General features: G+C 73.1%; 13 protein-coding genes. 7 read left to right on the forward strand and 6 right to left on the reverse strand.

Going from position 1 to position 15,294, the window contains the following annotated elements; all coding sequences use genetic code 11:
- Nucleotides 1-25 precede the first annotated feature (25 nt).
- The 3 genes from ABEA93_RS10660 to ABEA93_RS10670 form a co-directional block, all read right to left on the reverse strand.
- Nucleotides 26-2,542, reverse strand: coding sequence for a DEAD/DEAH box helicase (locus ABEA93_RS10660; RefSeq protein ID WP_345675147.1), 2,517 nt, complete (start codon nucleotides 2,540-2,542; stop codon nucleotides 26-28).
- A 149-nt stretch (nucleotides 2,543-2,691) separates the two neighbouring features.
- Nucleotides 2,692-3,486 (reverse strand): metallophosphoesterase family protein, encoded by a 795-nt coding sequence (locus tag ABEA93_RS10665; protein ID WP_345675148.1) that lies wholly within the window; start codon nucleotides 3,484-3,486, stop codon nucleotides 2,692-2,694.
- Nucleotides 3,487-3,599: 113 nt separating this feature from the next.
- Complete coding sequence (locus ABEA93_RS10670; RefSeq protein ID WP_345675149.1) at nucleotides 3,600-4,304, reverse strand: DUF6629 family protein; 705 nt, start codon at nucleotides 4,302-4,304, stop codon at nucleotides 3,600-3,602.
- A gap of 128 nt (nucleotides 4,305-4,432) precedes the next feature.
- Here ABEA93_RS10670 and ABEA93_RS10675 point away from each other — a divergent pair, with 128 nt between their 5' ends.
- A complete protein-coding gene (locus tag ABEA93_RS10675) occupies nucleotides 4,433-4,915 on the forward strand; it encodes an OsmC family protein (protein WP_345675150.1) in 483 nt (160 codons plus the stop codon).
- 466 nt (nucleotides 4,916-5,381) lie between these two features.
- Here ABEA93_RS10675 and ABEA93_RS10680 read toward each other — a convergent pair whose 3' ends face one another.
- Both ABEA93_RS10680 and ABEA93_RS10685 read right to left on the reverse strand, forming a co-directional pair.
- Nucleotides 5,382-6,743 (reverse strand): HAMP domain-containing sensor histidine kinase, encoded by a 1,362-nt coding sequence (locus ABEA93_RS10680; protein ID WP_345675151.1) that lies wholly within the window; start codon nucleotides 6,741-6,743, stop codon nucleotides 5,382-5,384.
- A gap of 31 nt (nucleotides 6,744-6,774) precedes the next feature.
- Nucleotides 6,775-7,452: a response regulator transcription factor gene (locus ABEA93_RS10685; RefSeq protein ID WP_345675152.1), complete on the reverse strand. Its 678-nt coding sequence runs from the start codon at nucleotides 7,450-7,452 to the stop codon at nucleotides 6,775-6,777.
- A gap of 100 nt (nucleotides 7,453-7,552) precedes the next feature.
- On the opposite strand from ABEA93_RS10685, the gene ABEA93_RS10690 reads away from it, so the two are divergent.
- From ABEA93_RS10690 to ABEA93_RS10715, 6 genes are all read left to right on the forward strand, one after another.
- Nucleotides 7,553-8,104, forward strand: a complete 552-nt coding sequence (locus ABEA93_RS10690; protein ID WP_425584893.1) for a hypothetical protein — start codon at nucleotides 7,553-7,555, stop codon at nucleotides 8,102-8,104.
- A gap of 217 nt (nucleotides 8,105-8,321) precedes the next feature.
- Nucleotides 8,322-9,626 (forward strand): ergothioneine biosynthesis glutamate--cysteine ligase EgtA, encoded by a 1,305-nt coding sequence (gene egtA, locus ABEA93_RS10695; protein ID WP_345675154.1) that lies wholly within the window; start codon nucleotides 8,322-8,324, stop codon nucleotides 9,624-9,626.
- Complete coding sequence (egtB, locus tag ABEA93_RS10700; RefSeq protein ID WP_345675155.1) at nucleotides 9,607-10,986, forward strand: ergothioneine biosynthesis protein EgtB; 1,380 nt, start codon at nucleotides 9,607-9,609, stop codon at nucleotides 10,984-10,986. Before egtA ends, egtB begins: the two co-directional genes overlap by 20 nt.
- Nucleotides 10,986-11,747, forward strand: a complete 762-nt coding sequence (egtC, locus tag ABEA93_RS10705; RefSeq protein WP_345675156.1) for an ergothioneine biosynthesis protein EgtC — start codon at nucleotides 10,986-10,988, stop codon at nucleotides 11,745-11,747. Before egtB ends, egtC begins: the two co-directional genes overlap by 1 nt.
- 121 nt (nucleotides 11,748-11,868) lie before the next feature.
- Nucleotides 11,869-12,849, forward strand: a complete 981-nt coding sequence (gene egtD, locus ABEA93_RS10710; protein ID WP_345675157.1) for an L-histidine N(alpha)-methyltransferase — start codon at nucleotides 11,869-11,871, stop codon at nucleotides 12,847-12,849.
- 100 nt (nucleotides 12,850-12,949) lie between these two features.
- Entirely contained in the window at nucleotides 12,950-13,402 is a 453-nt protein-coding gene (locus ABEA93_RS10715) for a MarR family winged helix-turn-helix transcriptional regulator (protein WP_345675158.1), read from the forward strand.
- A 52-nt stretch (nucleotides 13,403-13,454) separates the two neighbouring features.
- Here ABEA93_RS10715 and ABEA93_RS10720 read toward each other — a convergent pair whose 3' ends face one another.
- Nucleotides 13,455-14,690, reverse strand: coding sequence for an SPFH domain-containing protein (locus ABEA93_RS10720; RefSeq protein WP_345675159.1), 1,236 nt, complete (start codon nucleotides 14,688-14,690; stop codon nucleotides 13,455-13,457).
- Nucleotides 14,691-15,294 lie beyond the last annotated feature (604 nt).

The raw sequence follows: 15,294 nt of genomic DNA on the forward strand, positions 1-15,294 counted from the left end.
TATTTTCCCGGACGGACGAACCGGCTCAAAGCCGGTCGACCCCGGTCACACGCACCACCGCACGCCCCTCGTCGTCCGACGCGGCCAGGTCGACCTCGGCGCTGATGCCCCAGTCGTGGTCGCTCGCCGGGTCGTCGAAGATCTGCCGGACCTGCCAGCCCCAGTCCTCCTCCTCGACCAGCAGCATCTTCGGCCCGCGCGCGTCCGGCCCGGTGCCGAGTTCGTCGTGCTCGGCGTAGTAGGCGCCCATGGCCTCCGCCCAGCGGTCGGCGTTCCAGCCGTTCTCGCCGTCCAGCTCGCCGAGGTCGAAGTAGCGGCGCAGTGCCGCGAGTTCGACGCGGCGGAACAGGGCGTTGCGGACCAGCACGCGGAAGGCGCGGGCATTGGAGGTGACCGGCCGGGTCTTCTCGTCGAGGACGTCGGGCCCGGCGGCTTCGACCGCCTCGGGGTTGGCGAGCTGCTCCCATTCGTCGAGGAGGCTGGAGTCGACCTGGCGGACGATCTCGCCGAGCCATTCGATGAGGTCGAGCAGTTCGTCGGTCTTGAGGTCGTCGGGCACGGTCTGCTGGAGGGCCTTGTAGGCGCTCGCGAGGTAGCGGAGGACGATGCCCTCGGCTCGGGCCAGCTCGTAGTAGTTGGTGAACTCCACGAAGGTCATGGCCTGTTCGTACATCGTGCGGACGATGGACTTGGGGCTGAGCTCGTGGTCGCCGACCCACGGGTGTCCGGTGCGGTAGACCTCGTAGGCGTGGTCGAGCAGCTCGTCGAGGGGCTTCTCGTAGGTGATGTCCTGGAGCAGCTCCATGCGCTCCTCGTACTCGATCCCGTCGGCCTTCATCTGCGCGACGGCCTCGCCGCGGGCCTTGTTCTGCTGGGCGGCGAGGATCTGCCGGGGGTCGTCGAGGGTGGCTTCGACGACGGACACCATGTCGAGCGCGTACGACGGCGACTCGCGGTCCAGCAGGTCGAAGGCGGCGAGCGCGAAGGTCGACAGCGGCTGGTTGAGCGCGAAGTTGTCCTGGAGGTCGACGGTGAGGCGGACGATGCGCCCTTCCGCGTCGGGCGCCTCCAGCCGCTCGACGATGCCGCCGTCGAGCAGCGACCGGTAGATCGCCACCGCGTCGCGGATGTGCCGGCGCTGGGCGGGCTTGTCCTCGTGGTTGTCGGTGAGCAGGCGGCGCATCGCGTGGAAGGCGTTGCCGGGCCGGCCGATGACCGAGAGCAGCATCGCGTGGCTGACCTTGAAGCGCGAGGTCAGCGGTTCCGGCTCGGCGGTCTGGAGGCGGTCGAAGGTCTCGCCGCTCCACGACACGAAGCCTTCGGGGGCCTTCTTGCGGACGACCTTGCGGCGCTTCTTGGGGTCGTCGCCGGCCTTGGCCAGCGCGCGCAGGTTCTCGATCTCGTGCTCGGGCGCCTGGACGACCACGTGGCCGACGGTGTCGAACCCGGCCCGTCCGGCGCGGCCGGCGATCTGGTGGAACTCGCGGGCCCGGAGGCGGCGCACCCGGGTGCCGTCGTACTTGGACAGCGCGGTGAACAGCACGGTGCGGATCGGCACGTTGACGCCGACGCCGAGGGTGTCGGTGCCGCAGATGACCTTGAGCAGCCCGGCCTGGGCGAGGCGCTCGACGAGGCGCCGGTACTTGGGCAGCATGCCGGCGTGGTGCACGCCGATGCCGTGCTTGACCCAGCGCTCCAGGTTGCGGCCGAACTTGGTGGTGAAGCGGAAATGGCCGATGAGGTCGGCGATCGCCTTCTTCTCCTCCTTGGAGGCCAGGTTGATGCTCATCAGCGACGCGGCGCGCTCGACGGCGGCGGCCTGCGTGAAGTGCACGACGTAGACGGGCGCCTGGCCGACCCGCATGAGTTCTTCGAGGGTCTCGTGGATCGGCGTGGTGACGTACTCGTAGGTCAGCGGGACGGGCCGGACCGCCGACCGGACGACCGCGGTGGACCGGCCGGTGCGCCGGGTCAGGTCCTCCTCGAACCGGGCGACGTCGCCGAGCGTCGCGGACATGAGCACGAACTGGGCGTGCGGCAGCTCGATGAGCGGGATCTGCCAGGCCCAGCCGCGGTCGGGTTCGGCGTAGAAGTGGAACTCGTCCATGACGACCTGGCCGACGTCGGCGTCGGAGCCGTCGCGGAGCGCGATCTGGGCGAGCACCTCGGCGGTGCAGCAGATGATGGGCGCGGTCGCGTTGACGGACGCGTCGCCGGTCATCATGCCGACGTTCGACGTCCCGAAGGCTTTGACCAGGTCGAAGAACTTCTCGGAGACCAGGGCTTTGATCGGCGCGGTGTAGAACGTGCGCACGCCGCGGGCCAGGGCGTAGTAGTGGGCGCCGAGGGCGACCATCGACTTGCCGGAGCCGGTGGGGGTGCTGAGGATGACGTTCGCGCCGGAGACGACCTCGATGAGGGCTTCCTCCTGCGCCGGGTACAGGCTGATCCCGCGCTCCTCCGTCCACGCGGAGAAGGCCTCGAAGAGGCTGTCGGGGTCGGTGTCGGAGGGGAGCCGGTCGATGAGGTTCACGCCCCCCATCCTGCCTGCTCCGGGCCGCGGCCGGGGAACCCGGTCCGGCGGGCCCCGCGGCGGTGCGGGGCCCTGCGGACGGATCGGCCGATCGGCGGACCCACGGGGCCGACGGGGTCAGCAGGGCCGGCGGGTCAGCGGGTCAGCGGGTCAGCGGGTCAGCGGGTCAGCACGACGACGCGGCCGTCGACGTTGACCACGTGGCCGCCGCCGAACCGGGCGAGCGGTCGATCCCAGTGCACGTGGCCGCAGACGGTGAGCTGGGTGGCGCCTTCGAGCAGGTGTTCGCTGATGACGGGGTTGCCGTACTGCTCGCGGCGGGCGCCGTGCGGGCCCTCGTGCAGCACGAGGACCTCGGGGGCGGCCTTGCCGACCGCGGCGAGGAGGGCGAGGAACTCTTCCTCGGCTCTGCGGTCGGTGCGTCTGGGATCGCCTATGACACCGCTGACCCCGCCGAACCGGACGCCGCCGTACTCCACGCAGTCGCCGTCCAGGAGCGCCGCTTCGCTGCCGAGCCCGGCGACCTCTTCGGCGGTCAGCAGGTCGTGGTTTCCGGCGACGCCGACGATCCACGCGCAGCCCGCGGCAGCGAAGGCCAGCCACACGTCGACCACCTCGCCGGACGCGCCGCGCCGGTTCGCCCGGGGTGCCGAGTAGAGGTCGCCGGCCAGCACGACGCCGGTGCGGTCGAGGGCCGGGAGGAGGCCGCTCGCCGACCACACGGCCATGTGGTCGGCGAGCGCGATGCCCAGCAGCACGTCCTCGCCGCCGTAGGGCGAGGGGGCGATGCCTTGCAGGTCGCCGGTGAGGACGACGGCGTCGACACCCTCGGGGAGCGTGTCGACGCGGAGGTTCTCGACGGTCAGGAGCGCGCTCTCGGTGCCTCCGCCCCGGCGCGCACGCCGGTATCGCACCTGGGTGACCTGCTCCACTTTCCCATTGAGAACGCGCATGTCTCCCAAGGTACGGCTTCACACTGTCGACATGCGGCGGTGGATCACCCCCGATTACCGCCGCTGCCTGGCATCTTCCCGTCCCCGGGCGGCCGCCGGGGACGGTCCGTAGGTCAGTGCCGGACGGACAGCCGGAGGCGCGGCCGCCGGCCCGGCGCACCGTCGGCGCCGAGCGCGGGGGGCGTGCGCGGGTCGCGCACCCAGGCGAGCAGCAGCATCGACACCAGGGCGGCGAGGGCGCACCACGTGGAGGCGAATTCCACCGTCCACAGCCAGCCGCAGACCAGGGCTCCGACGGCCCCGACCGCGCCGAAGCGGACCAGCCAGCGGTCGCCGGAGGCGAGGAGCGCGCCGAGAGTGGCGACGAGGTATCCGGCGATGACCGGATGGGGGTTCGGGATGCCGATGGCGTACTGCACGGTGTGCCCGTGGATCTCGGCGCGGACCCCGGAGGACATGGCGTCGAGGAGCAGTCCGGCGACGACGGCTCCGACGGCGAAGAACCCGCCGAGCACGATGCGGCGGTTGCGGGAGGCCTGCGGCCACATGGCGACGAGCACGCCGAGCGGGACGAGGAAGGGCAGCAAGGGGAAGGCTATGAACGCCCATATGTTCCGTGCGAGTTCGGCGGTTCCCGGGGCGGTTTGCCCGAGTTCGCCGCGCCACACGAACGCTTCGACGAGCTGGTGGAATCCGAGGACCAGCGGGAGCGTCGCGAGCGGGATGTCGCGGGGCCGCCGTACCGAGGCGAGCGTCGCAATCCCGACCGCGCTGACCACGGTTCCGGCGGTGATGTCCGCGGTGGGGCTCCAACACATGCTTTGTGACGCTCCGTTCTCGTTCCAGCCTGGCACACGGGCCTCGCGTCCGCCCGCGGGGGGTCCGGGATATACCTGGACTTCTGCGGCCGGCGGCCCAGCCGGTCGCCCGAGGGCAGGAGGCCCCGATGGCAGCGCACTCCCCTGAGCACCGCTACGGCGTCGAGATCGAGTGGACCGGCAACACCGGCGGCGGGACGGCCGACTACCGCAGCTACAGCCGCGACCACGACGTGCGCATTCCCGGTAAGCCGCCCCTTCTCGGTTCGGCGGATCCGGCGTTCCGCGGCGACGCGGCGCGGTGGAACCCGGAAGACCTTCTGGTGGCGTCGCTCAGCGAGTGCCACATGCTGTGGTTCCTTGCGCTCGCGGCGCAGCAGGGCGTGGTGGTGACGGCCTACCGCGACCGTGCCGAGGGCCTGATGGTCACCGAGGCGGACGGCGCAGGGCAGTTCACCGAGGTCGTACTGCGGCCGGAGGTGACGGTCGCGGACGCGTCGATGGCGGCGAAGGCGGATGCGCTGCATGCGACAGCGCATGCGAAGTGCTTCATCGCCCGGTCGATGAACTTTCCGGTCCGGCACGAGGCGACGACCGCGATAGCCGGGTGAGCGCACGGGCGGGCGCACGCGTGAGCGCGACTGTCGGCATGCGACCGGGGAGTGACGTCACTCGCACGTGTGGTTCCGCAGAGGTCGTTTTCGGCCCCTGACGTTCCGTCACAGGTGGGGCATAGTGCGCCGTTTCGCCGACGGCCGGAACTTAAGCCTTCCTTAAATCAGCGACAGCAGGTGTTCAACGGCGCCAGATCTCGTTAACGTTGCACTGCAGGCCGTCGGGTATACACGGGGCTCCCCCCCTCCGGACGGCCGAGGCTCGACCCAACCCCCCAGGGTCTGTGCCATAAGGGGACTTGGTCCCCTGGCGCGGGTACACCCACCCCCACCCGGTGTGCCCGCGCCCCTTTCTTTTCTCCGGCACGTTTTTCTGCGGCGCGTTCGCGGCTGTTGCCCTTCCTGACGCGTTTTCCGGATCCCGCGGTTCCGTCCCGCCCGGCCGGGCAGCTTCCCATGGTGCCTAGCGGCTGGACTTGGCGCGTGCCCGGCGTCCGCGGCGGCCCGTGCGGGCCGCGGGCGGGCGGGCGCCGGCGCCGAAGCGCACGGCGATCTGGGCGCCGCCGAGCACCGACCGTTCCAGCCGCACGGCGCCGCCGCTGGTTTCCGCGACGCGCCGCACGATGTCCAGGCCGAGGCCGGTCGATCCGTCGCCGCCGTGGCCGTGTCCGCGGCGCAGCGCGCTTTCCGGGTCGGCGATGCCGGAGCCGCCGTCGGCGACCAGCAGGATGACGGTGTCGGGGCCGCCGACGTGCAGGGTGACGGCGAACGGCGAGCCTTCCGGGGTGTGTCGGAAGATGTTGCCGAGCATCGCGTCGATGGCGGCGGCGAGTTCGGCGCGCGGCACGGGCACCCGGACGGGGCCGTCCGCGGCTTCCGCGCCGTCGAGCCGCCAGTCGCGTTCCTCGTCGTCGGCGAGGGCGGACCAGAACGCCATGCGTTCGCGGACGACTTCGGCCAGGTCGGAGCCGGCGGGTTCGGCGACGGCTTCGGTCTGGCGGCGGGCGGTGCGGATGATCCGGTCGACTTCGCGTTCGAGCTGGGCGACGGCGTGCCGGGTCTGTTCGGCGACTTGGCCGTCGCCGAGGGACGCGGCGTTGAGGCGCAGCGCGGTGAGCGGGGTGCGCAGGCGGTGCGACAGGTCGGCGGCGAGTTCGCGTTCCGCGGCCATGAGTTGCTCGACGCGGTCGGCCATGCTGTTGAAGGCGTGTGCGGCGTCGCGGAGTTCGGTGGGGCCTTCGGGGGTGAGGCGCACGGTGAGGTCGCCGCCGCCGAGGGTCTGGGCGGCGCCGGACAGGCTCTTGGCGGAGCGGACGACGCGGGCGCCGAGCCGGTCGGCGACCACCAGCGATCCGCCGACGAGAGCGACGGCCACGGCGGTGAGCACGAGCCAGGCTTTGCCGACGCCGCGGCTGAGTTCGCCGCTGGGGACGTAGACCTCGACGACGGTGACCTGCCCGTTGAGCGCGACCGGCTGGAGCAGCACCCAGCCGCCGGTGGTGGGCACCCGGAAGGCCTGGGTGCGGTCGCGGGCGCGCTGGAGGTCGCGCGGGTCGGCATGCGGGTGGCCGATGACGGCGGTGCCGGGCAGGTAGATGGCCATGCGGCCCTCGGAGCCGGCGGTGGCTTTGGCGAGTGCGGGTTCGAGGGCGACGGGGTCGGTGGTGATGGCGAGCGCCGGCTGGAGTGCGGCGGCCTGCCGTTCGGCGTCGGAGAACGCCCGGTCGCGGGCGATCTCGCGGACGACCAGCCCGAGCGGGATGAGGAACGCGAGCGCGACCATGGTGGTCACCGCGAGGGCGACCCGCAGGACGGTGCTTCTCATCGGCGGGCCGTCACGCGGGAGGGGCGGGCCGTCACGCGGGTGGCTCGAGCTTCACCCCGACGCCGCGCACCGTGTGCAGGTAGCGCGGCTGGCGGGCGGTTTCGCCGAGCTTGCGGCGCAGCCACGACAGGTGGACGTCGATGGTCTGGTCGTCGCCGTAGGCCTGGCCCCAGACTTCGGCGAGGATTTCGCGGCGCGGCACGACGGCGCCCGCGCGTGAGGCGAGGAACGCGAGCAGGTCGAATTCCCGGCGGGTGAGGTTGAGGGGTGTGCCGTCGAGGTCGGCTTCGCGGCGGCGGATGTCGATGCGGAGTCCGCCGCACTGCAGGACGTCGCCGGTGGTGCGCCCGCGGGTGCGGCGCAGCACCGCGGAGAGCCGGGCGCCGAGGTGTTCTCCGGAGAACGGCTTGGTGACGTAGTCGTCGGCGCCCGCGTTGAGGAGCCGGACGACTTCCGCCTCGTCGTCGCGGGCGGTCGCGATGATGACGGGGACGTCGGATATGCCGCGCAGCATCTTGAGGGCTTCCCCGCCGTCCAGGTCGGGCAGCCCCAGATCGAGGATGACCACGTCGAACGGATGCTGGGCGACCTCGCGGAGCGCCTCCAACGCAGTGCCGACGCTCCGCACCCCGTGGGCCTCCTGGGAGAGGTACCGGATCAGCGCGGACCGTACGAACTGGTCGTCTTCGACCACAAGCACCTGTGCCATGGCGTGAAACCGTATCGTCCGACGATCGAACCAGTGCAACTTCCCGGCGAATCCCGACCCGGAACCGTTTCCTCCGCCCCGGCAGGGCAGGATGTGCCGCGTGCGACGAGCGATCACGAAGGTGGGGGCGTGGACCGCGGTGACGGCCGCGGCTGTCGCGCTGTCCTGGTACGGCGTCCGCAGTGTGTTGCGCGACACCGTCTTCGAACCGCCCCGCGCCCCGGCCCTGGGAGCGCAGCACAGCGACGGTCCGCCGCCCGTCCCGCCGACGATTTCCGCGACGGCGCGGCCCACCGGCTCGCCCTCCGCGTCGCGGTCGACGGTCCCGGTGTCGCCCGCGCAGGCGAGCAGCCCGAAGGGGCCGACGAGCGGCCCGGCCGCTCCCCCGAACGCCCGCGGCAAGGCCGACAGCGGCGTCGACGGCGCCGGCCCGCATGCCTACGAGGTGCGCGGCGGCCGGGCTTCTTTCACGTTCGACTACAGCCCGGATTCGGCCACGTTGATCTCCGCGACGCCCAACCCGGGCTGGTCGTCGAAGGTGTGGACGAGCGAGCAGTGGATACGTGTCGACTTCACCCGCGGCACGGCCACGTCGTCGATCTTCGTCACCTGGAACGACCACCCGCCGCTCGCGGAGACCTACGAAGCGTGAGCGACGGGCCCGCTCCCGAGTCGCCCCCCGGTTCACCCGCCCGGCCCATCCGCGCAGGCCAGCGGCACAATCCTCCGCAACGCCCGCATTTCCGCTCGTAACACCCTGCTCATCGCCCTCTGCTTTCCGTCCGTCACCAGCCGCGCGCATGCCGCCGTTACCCAGCGGGTAGGCGCCTCGCGGGTTGAGTCGAGGGAATCCTCCAGGAGAGGGCGATATGTCCCACGCCACGACGGCAGCCAACGCTGCCCACGCAAATGCCGCGATACCCCTGACCGAAGCCGCGGCCGAGGAGTACGCCGCCGAGGCGTCCTTCCGGACCGGCACGCCGCACCGGGTGGGCGTCGAGATCGAATGGCTCGTCCAGGACGCCGACGATCCGGCCCGCCAGGTCACCGGCGAACGCGTCTGCGCCGCCCTGTGCCCCGCGGACCTGCCGGCCGGCGGCACGATCACCCTGGAGCCGGGCGGCCAACTGGAGCTGAGCAGCGCGCCCCAGCCCGACCTGGAGCGATGTATCGAGGCGGCGCGCCGGGACGCCGCGGTCCTGCGCGGGACCGCCGCCGAAGCGGACCTCGTCCTGACCGGCACCGGTGTCGACGCCTACCGCGCGCCGCACCGCGTCCTCCAGACGCCGCGCTACACGGCGATGGAGCGCTACTTCGACCGCCGCGGCCACTGGGGCCGCGTGATGATGTGCAGCACCGCCTCCGTGCAGGTCTGCCTCGATCCCGGCGACGACTCCGATTCCTGGTCCGGGCTGCGCCGCCGCTGGGCGCTGGCCCACCGGATCGGCCCCGTGCTGCTCGCCGCGTTCGCGAACTCGCCGCACCACGGCGGACGTTCCACCGGCTGGGTGTCCACCCGCCAGCTCGCCTGGTCGCGGCTCGACGGCTACCGCGCGCGACCGCCCGCGCACTCCGACGGGGACCCGCGCGAGGTGTGGTCCCGGTACGTCCTCGACGCGCCCGTGATGTGCATCCGCCGCGACGAGCCGCGCGAATGGCTCGTGCCCGACGGCCTGACCTTCCGCGCCTGGACTCGCGGCGCCTTGAGCCCGGCCCCCACCACGGCCGACTTGGAGCTGCACCTCAGCACGCTCTTCCCGCCCGTCCGCGCGCACGGCACGCATCTGGAACTGCGCATGCTCGACGCGCAGCCCGGCGACGGCTGGACGGTGCCGCTGGCCATCGCCACCGCGCTGCTCGACGACCCGGAGGCCGCCGAGGCGGCCTGGGTGCACACCGAGCAGCTCGCCAAATCCGCGGCCGACGCGCCGCCGTTCGCGTGGTGGCTGCGCGCCGCCCGGTTCGGCCTGGCGGAGCCGCTGCTCCGGACGACGGCCCGCGCGCTCACGGCCGCCGCGCTGGACGCCCTGCCGGGGATGGGCGTGAGCCCGGACGTGTTCACGGAATGCGTGGAGTTCGCGTATCGCTACACCGATCGGGGGCGTTCCCCGGGAGACGACCTGCTGCCGGGGGCCGCGCACGAAAGGGCCCGCCATGCCGCACCCGCAGTCTGAACAGAACCCCTCCGACCCGCAGACCACCGCGCACGACCCGGCCAGTTCCGGCTACACGCCCGCGGAGGCCTGGATCGCGCTGGAAGCGGCCCGCGTCCGCACCGCGGGGCTGACCGACCCGGTCGACGAGGCGGACCTGGTGCGCCAGCACTCGCCGCTCATGTCGCCGCTCGTCTGGGACCTCGCGCACATCGCCAGCCAGGAAGAGATCTGGCTGCTGCGCAACGTCGGCGGCCGCGACCCGCTGCGGCCGGAGATCGACGACCTGTACGACGCCTTCCGCCACCCGCGCGCGTCGCGCCCCCAGCTTCCGCTGCTGGGGCCGGCCGAGGCCCGCGCGTACGCCCACGAAGTGCGCGGCAAAGTGCTGGACCTGCTCGACCGGGCACCCGGCGACGATCCGCTCACCCGCGACGCGTTCGCGTTCGGCATGATCGCCCAGCACGAGCAGCAGCACGACGAGACCATGCTGGCGACCCACCAGCTGCGGGCCGGCGGGCCGGTCATCGACGCACCGGATCCACCCGCCGCGATCGACCTGCCGCCGGACGAAGTGGTGGTTCCCGCGGGCACGTTCACCATGGGAACGTCCACCCACCCGTGGGCCCTCGACAACGAGCGGCCCGCGCACGAGGTGGCCGTCGCCGCGTTCGCCCTCGACACCAGTCCGGTGACCTGCGGCGCGTACATGCGGTTCATCGAGGACGGCGGCTACGACGATCCCCGCCTGTGGACCGACGAAGGCTGGCGCCATCGCACCGACGACGGCATGACCGCGCCGCTGTTCTGGCAGCGCGACGGCCGCGAGTGGCTGCGCCGCCGCTTCGGCGTCCTCGAACCGGTGCCGCCGGGAGAACCCGTCGTGCACGTGTCCTGGTACGAGGCCGACGCCTTCGCCCGCTGGGCCGGACGCCGCCTGCCGACCGAAGCCGAATGGGAGAAGGCCGCCCGGCACGACCCGGAGACGGGACGCTCGCGCACCTACCCGTGGGGCGAGGAACCGCCGCGCGCCGCACACGCCAACCTCGGCCAGCGGCACCTGCGCCCGGCCGCGGCGGGAGCCTACCCGGCGGGCTCGTCGGCCTACGGCGTCCGGCAGCTGCTCGGCGACGTGTGGGAGTGGACGGCATCGGACTTCACCGGCTACCCGGGCTTCCGCGCGTGGCCCTACCGGGAGTACTCCGAGGTTTTCTTCGGCCCCGACTACAAGGTGCTGCGCGGCGGCTCGTTCGGCACCGACGCGGTGGCGTGCCGGGGCACCTTCCGCAACTGGGACTTCCCGCAGCGGCGGCAGATCTTCGCGGGCTTCCGCACCGCGCGCGACGCCGGGCCGGTGGCCCGCGGCACGGGGGCCGTCTGATGTGCCGGCATCTGGCGTACGTCGGGGACGAGACGACGCTGCGCGCGCTCGTCGTCGACCCGCCCGGCGGCCTCTACGAGCAGTCGTGGCGGCCCCGGCACCAGCGGCACGGCACGGTCAACGCGGACGGGTTCGGCGTCGGCTGGTACGTCGACGGCGACCCCGTCCCGGCGCGCTACCGGCGCGCGGTGCCGATCTGGGCGGACCCGTCGTTCGCCGACGTCGCCCGGGTCACCCGGACCCGCGTGCTGCTCGCCGCCGTCCGCTCCGCCACCGCGGGAACCGCGGCGGGCGAGGAAGCCGCCGCGCCGTACCGCGACGGCACCTGGCTGTTCAGCCACAACGGCACCCTCGACGCCTGGCCCGACGGCCTCGGCCCGCTCGCCGCCGACCTGCCGCCGGAAGACCTGCTGCGCCTCGAAGCACGCTGCGATTCGGCGCTGCTGTGGGCGCTGATCCGGCGGCGGCTCGCCGACGGCGAACCCGCCGGCGCCGCGGTGGCCGCGGTGGTGGAGCGGGTCGCCGCGCACACCGCGGGCCGGTTCAACGTGCTGCTGACCGACGGCGAGACGGTCACCGCGACCGCCTACGGGGACACGTTGTTCGTCGCGGAACGACCCGACGGGGTGCGGGTCGCCTCCGAACCGTCCGACGACGGCGACTGGCGCCCGGTCCCGGACCGGACGCTCGTGACCGCCGACCGCAAAGCCGTCCGCTTCCGCCCGCTCGGGAACGGACCGGGCAGACCCCCGGCCACCTGACCCGGTAGCCGGACTCCTCGTGCCAGATCTCTTCCACCGGACGTGCTTTGCCGGATCCTCCGCCATCGGCTCCGCGCTTTCGCCGGACCGAACGGACACCATCGACAGGAGCTGATCACCCGTGACCGGAACGACCAGGCTCAGCGTGCGCGGCCACCTCCCCGAGGGCTACCTCGCCGACGCGCTGCGCCGCGACGCCGAACTCGGGCTGACCGCGCATCCGAAACGCCTGCCCCCGAAGTGGTTCTACGACGCGCGCGGCAGCAGGCTGTTCGAGGAGATCACCAAGCTTCCCGAGTACTACCCGACCCGCGCCGAACGCGAGATCCTGCGCCGCAACGCGCTCGACATCGCCGAGTCGCTGCCCGCGCACACCCTCGTCGAACTCGGCTCCGGGTCGTCCGAGAAGACCCGGCTGCTGCTGGATGCGCTGCGCGCGGTCGGGTCGCTGGAACGCTATGTGCCGGTCGACGTCAGCGCCCCAGCGCTCGTCGAGGCCGGCGAGTCGCTGCTGCGCGACTACCCCGACCTGACCGTCGAGGCGGTCGTGTCCGACTTCGACGCCCACCTGGGCATCCCGGAGGAGCCCGGGCCGAAGCTCGTCGCGTTCCTCGGCGGCACCATCGGCAACCTCACGCCGGACCAGCGCGGGGTGTTCCTGGCCGCGGTCCGTTCGCAGCTGCGGGCCGGGGACGGGCTGCTGCTGGGGGCGGACCTGGTGAAGGACCCGGACGTGCTGGTCCGTGCCTACGACGACGCGCAGGGCGTGACGGCCGAGTTCAACCGCAACGTGCTGCACGTGCTCAACCGCGAGCTGGACGGCGACTTCGTGCCGGAGCGCTTCGAGCACGTCGCGGTGTGGGACTCCGACGACGAGTGGATCGAGATGCGGCTGCGGTCGCTCGGCGACCAGACGGTCAAGCTGGGCGGCCTGGACTTGGTCGCGGAGTTCGCGGACGGCGAGGAGATGCGCACCGAGATCTCCGCGAAGTTCCGGGCGTCCGGGCTCGCGATGGAACTGGAGCGGGCGGGCTTCGCGGTCGCCCGGTGGTGGACGGACCCGGAGAACCGCTTCGGGCTGGCGCTGGCCATCCCCGTGTGAGGCCACGGTTCGCCTGCTCGGCTTCGATCGCCGGACGCGGCCGTTCGGCGTTTCCGGATTCACGCCACCCGCCCGATAGTAGCCATGTACGCTATTTGGTATGAGCGACGCACCTTCGGCCCCCACGCCCGGTTTCCTGGTCTGGCGCCTGTCGATGAAATGGCGCGTGGCGGTCGACCGCGCGTTGGCGCCGCTCGGCCTCACCCACGCGCAGTACTCGCTGGTCGCCTCGCTGCGCGACATGCGGCAGGCCGGGCGCAAGCCCACCCAGCGCGAACTCGCCGACCACACGGGCCTGGAGGCGCTGTACGTGTCCAAGCTCGCCCGGTCGCTGGAGGCCGCGGGCCTCGTCGAACGCACGCGCGACCCGATCGACACCCGCGCGGTGCGGCTCGCCCTGACCGACCACGGCATGGAGCTGGCCGTCCAGGCGATCGACCTGGCGCACGAGCGCTTCGAGGTGCTGCTGGCGCCGCTGGGCGGCCCGGACGCGGACCGCACGCGGGAGTTCACGCGGGAGCTGGCGCAGCTGCTGGAGGTCCCGGTCGAGTGAACGCGAGCGGCCCCGGATCCGAGTGGATCCGGGGCCGCGTGCGCGTGCGTGCTCAGTCGCGGGACGCCGGATTGGCGGTGCCGCGCGACGAGTACATCGCGACGGTGAGTTCGCGGATGAAGTCGGTCCGGCCGTCCTCGTCCAGCCGGACCAGGGCACGCCGGGTGAACATGTCCACGGCCTGCGAGACGGTGTCCACGACGTCGTCCAGCACGGCGGTGCGGGTGGCCGCGTCGAGGCTGGCGATCCGGCGGCGCAGCATCGACTCGGCGACCTGGGGGGCGTAGTCGATGTGCAGGGCCTGGACGGAGAACACCTGGACGCCGGCCGCGGTCATCGCGCCCGCGAGGCGCCGGGTCATCTCCTCGCCGATGTGCTCGGTGTCGCGGAGGGAATCCGCGCCGCGCGTGAAGCTGTCGCACGGCAGGCTCGCCGCGACGCTGCTCACCGCGGCTTCGATCTGCTGGCGCAGGTACTGCTCGTGGTCGCGCACCGCGAACTTGGCACGGGCGCTGTCCCGGACCTGCCAGACGACGAGCACCATGACCTGGAGCGGGGTGCCCTGCCGGTCGGTGAGGTCCATCGGACGGCTGCGCCAGTGCCGCAGCCGCACGTCGACCTTGCGGCGCCGGGTCAGCGGCACCGCCCAGACCAGGCCGGTACGGCGCACGGTGCCCTTGTACCGGCCGAACCGGCTCAGCACGCGGACGGTGCCCGCGTGCACCACGAAGAAGCCGGCCAGCAGCGCGAGCGCGACGGCGGCCGCGGCGATGCCGGTGCCGAGGACGGCGGCAGGCGACGCGTCGAGGAGTTCGCTGCCGCGCAACTGGTCGGGCAGGCGCGTGTCGAAGTGTCCCGACGCGGCCACCGCCCACGCGATCGCCGACACCGCGGCGAGCAGCGCGGCCCCGGCCAGCCACCCGGGCAGCGTGAACGCGCCGCGCTCCCGCAAGTCCTGGTCGGCGCGCGGGAACCGGGCCCGGACGACGGTCGGCTGCGCCTTGTCGGCGGCGGCGTCCGCGGCCGCCGCCCGACCGGCGTGGGTGCCGTCGCCGCCGGAGTGGCGGGCGGGGTCGGCGGGGGTGCTGTGGGTCGTCGCCATCTGCGTGCCTCGTTCCCGAGGTGGCCCGTCGGCGTGCCGCGGGTGAGCCGAGCCGATTCCGGACGCGGTCAGCGCGCGGACTTCGGCGGTGTCCAGGATGCGCCCGTCCAGCGCGGTATCGCCGCCGCCCGCCGTGTCGTGGTCGAGGACGGTGACCACGAACGGCCCCGGAGCCGAAGCGGGCACGCTCTCCCGTACCGCCACCGGCACCCGCGCGGCCCCGACCCGCGCCGCCAACTTCCGCCGCGCCCAAGCCCCCGCGGCGGCAGCCCGCGCGGGGAAGGGGGAGGGCGAGGCGTGTCTGGGGGGACGGGACTGACGGAGGAAGGGAAGGGGCGGCACGGTCCGGGGGGCCCTGGCGGCGGGGTTGGGGACCTCCACGGCTGCCGGGGCGGGGGTGAAGCGAGCTTGCCGGACAGAGGCAGTGGGGGCGGCGGAGGCGTGGACGCCGGGGACGGCTCCGGCGGCGTGTGGGGCCGGCTCCGTCGCGCGGGCCTGCGACGACGCGGAAGCTCGGCCAGAGGTCCCCGCTCCCCTGTCGGCGAAGGGGTGGGCACCGGGGGCGGATCCGGCCGAGCCCGGGGCCGGTTCCGCCACGCCGCCCTGCGACGACGCGGAAGCTCGGCCCGGGGCGTCCGCCCGACTGCCGGCGAAGGGGTGGGCACCCGGGGAGGATCCGGCCGAGCCCGTGGCCGGTTCCGCCACGCCGCCCTGCAAGGGCCCGGAAGCCCGCCCCAACACCCCCGCCCGACTGTCGGCGAACGGGTGGGCGCCGGTAACGGATCCGGCC

Source organism: Yinghuangia aomiensis (assembly GCF_039542225.1).
Taxonomy (GTDB): domain Bacteria; phylum Actinomycetota; class Actinomycetes; order Streptomycetales; family Streptomycetaceae; genus Yinghuangia; species Yinghuangia aomiensis.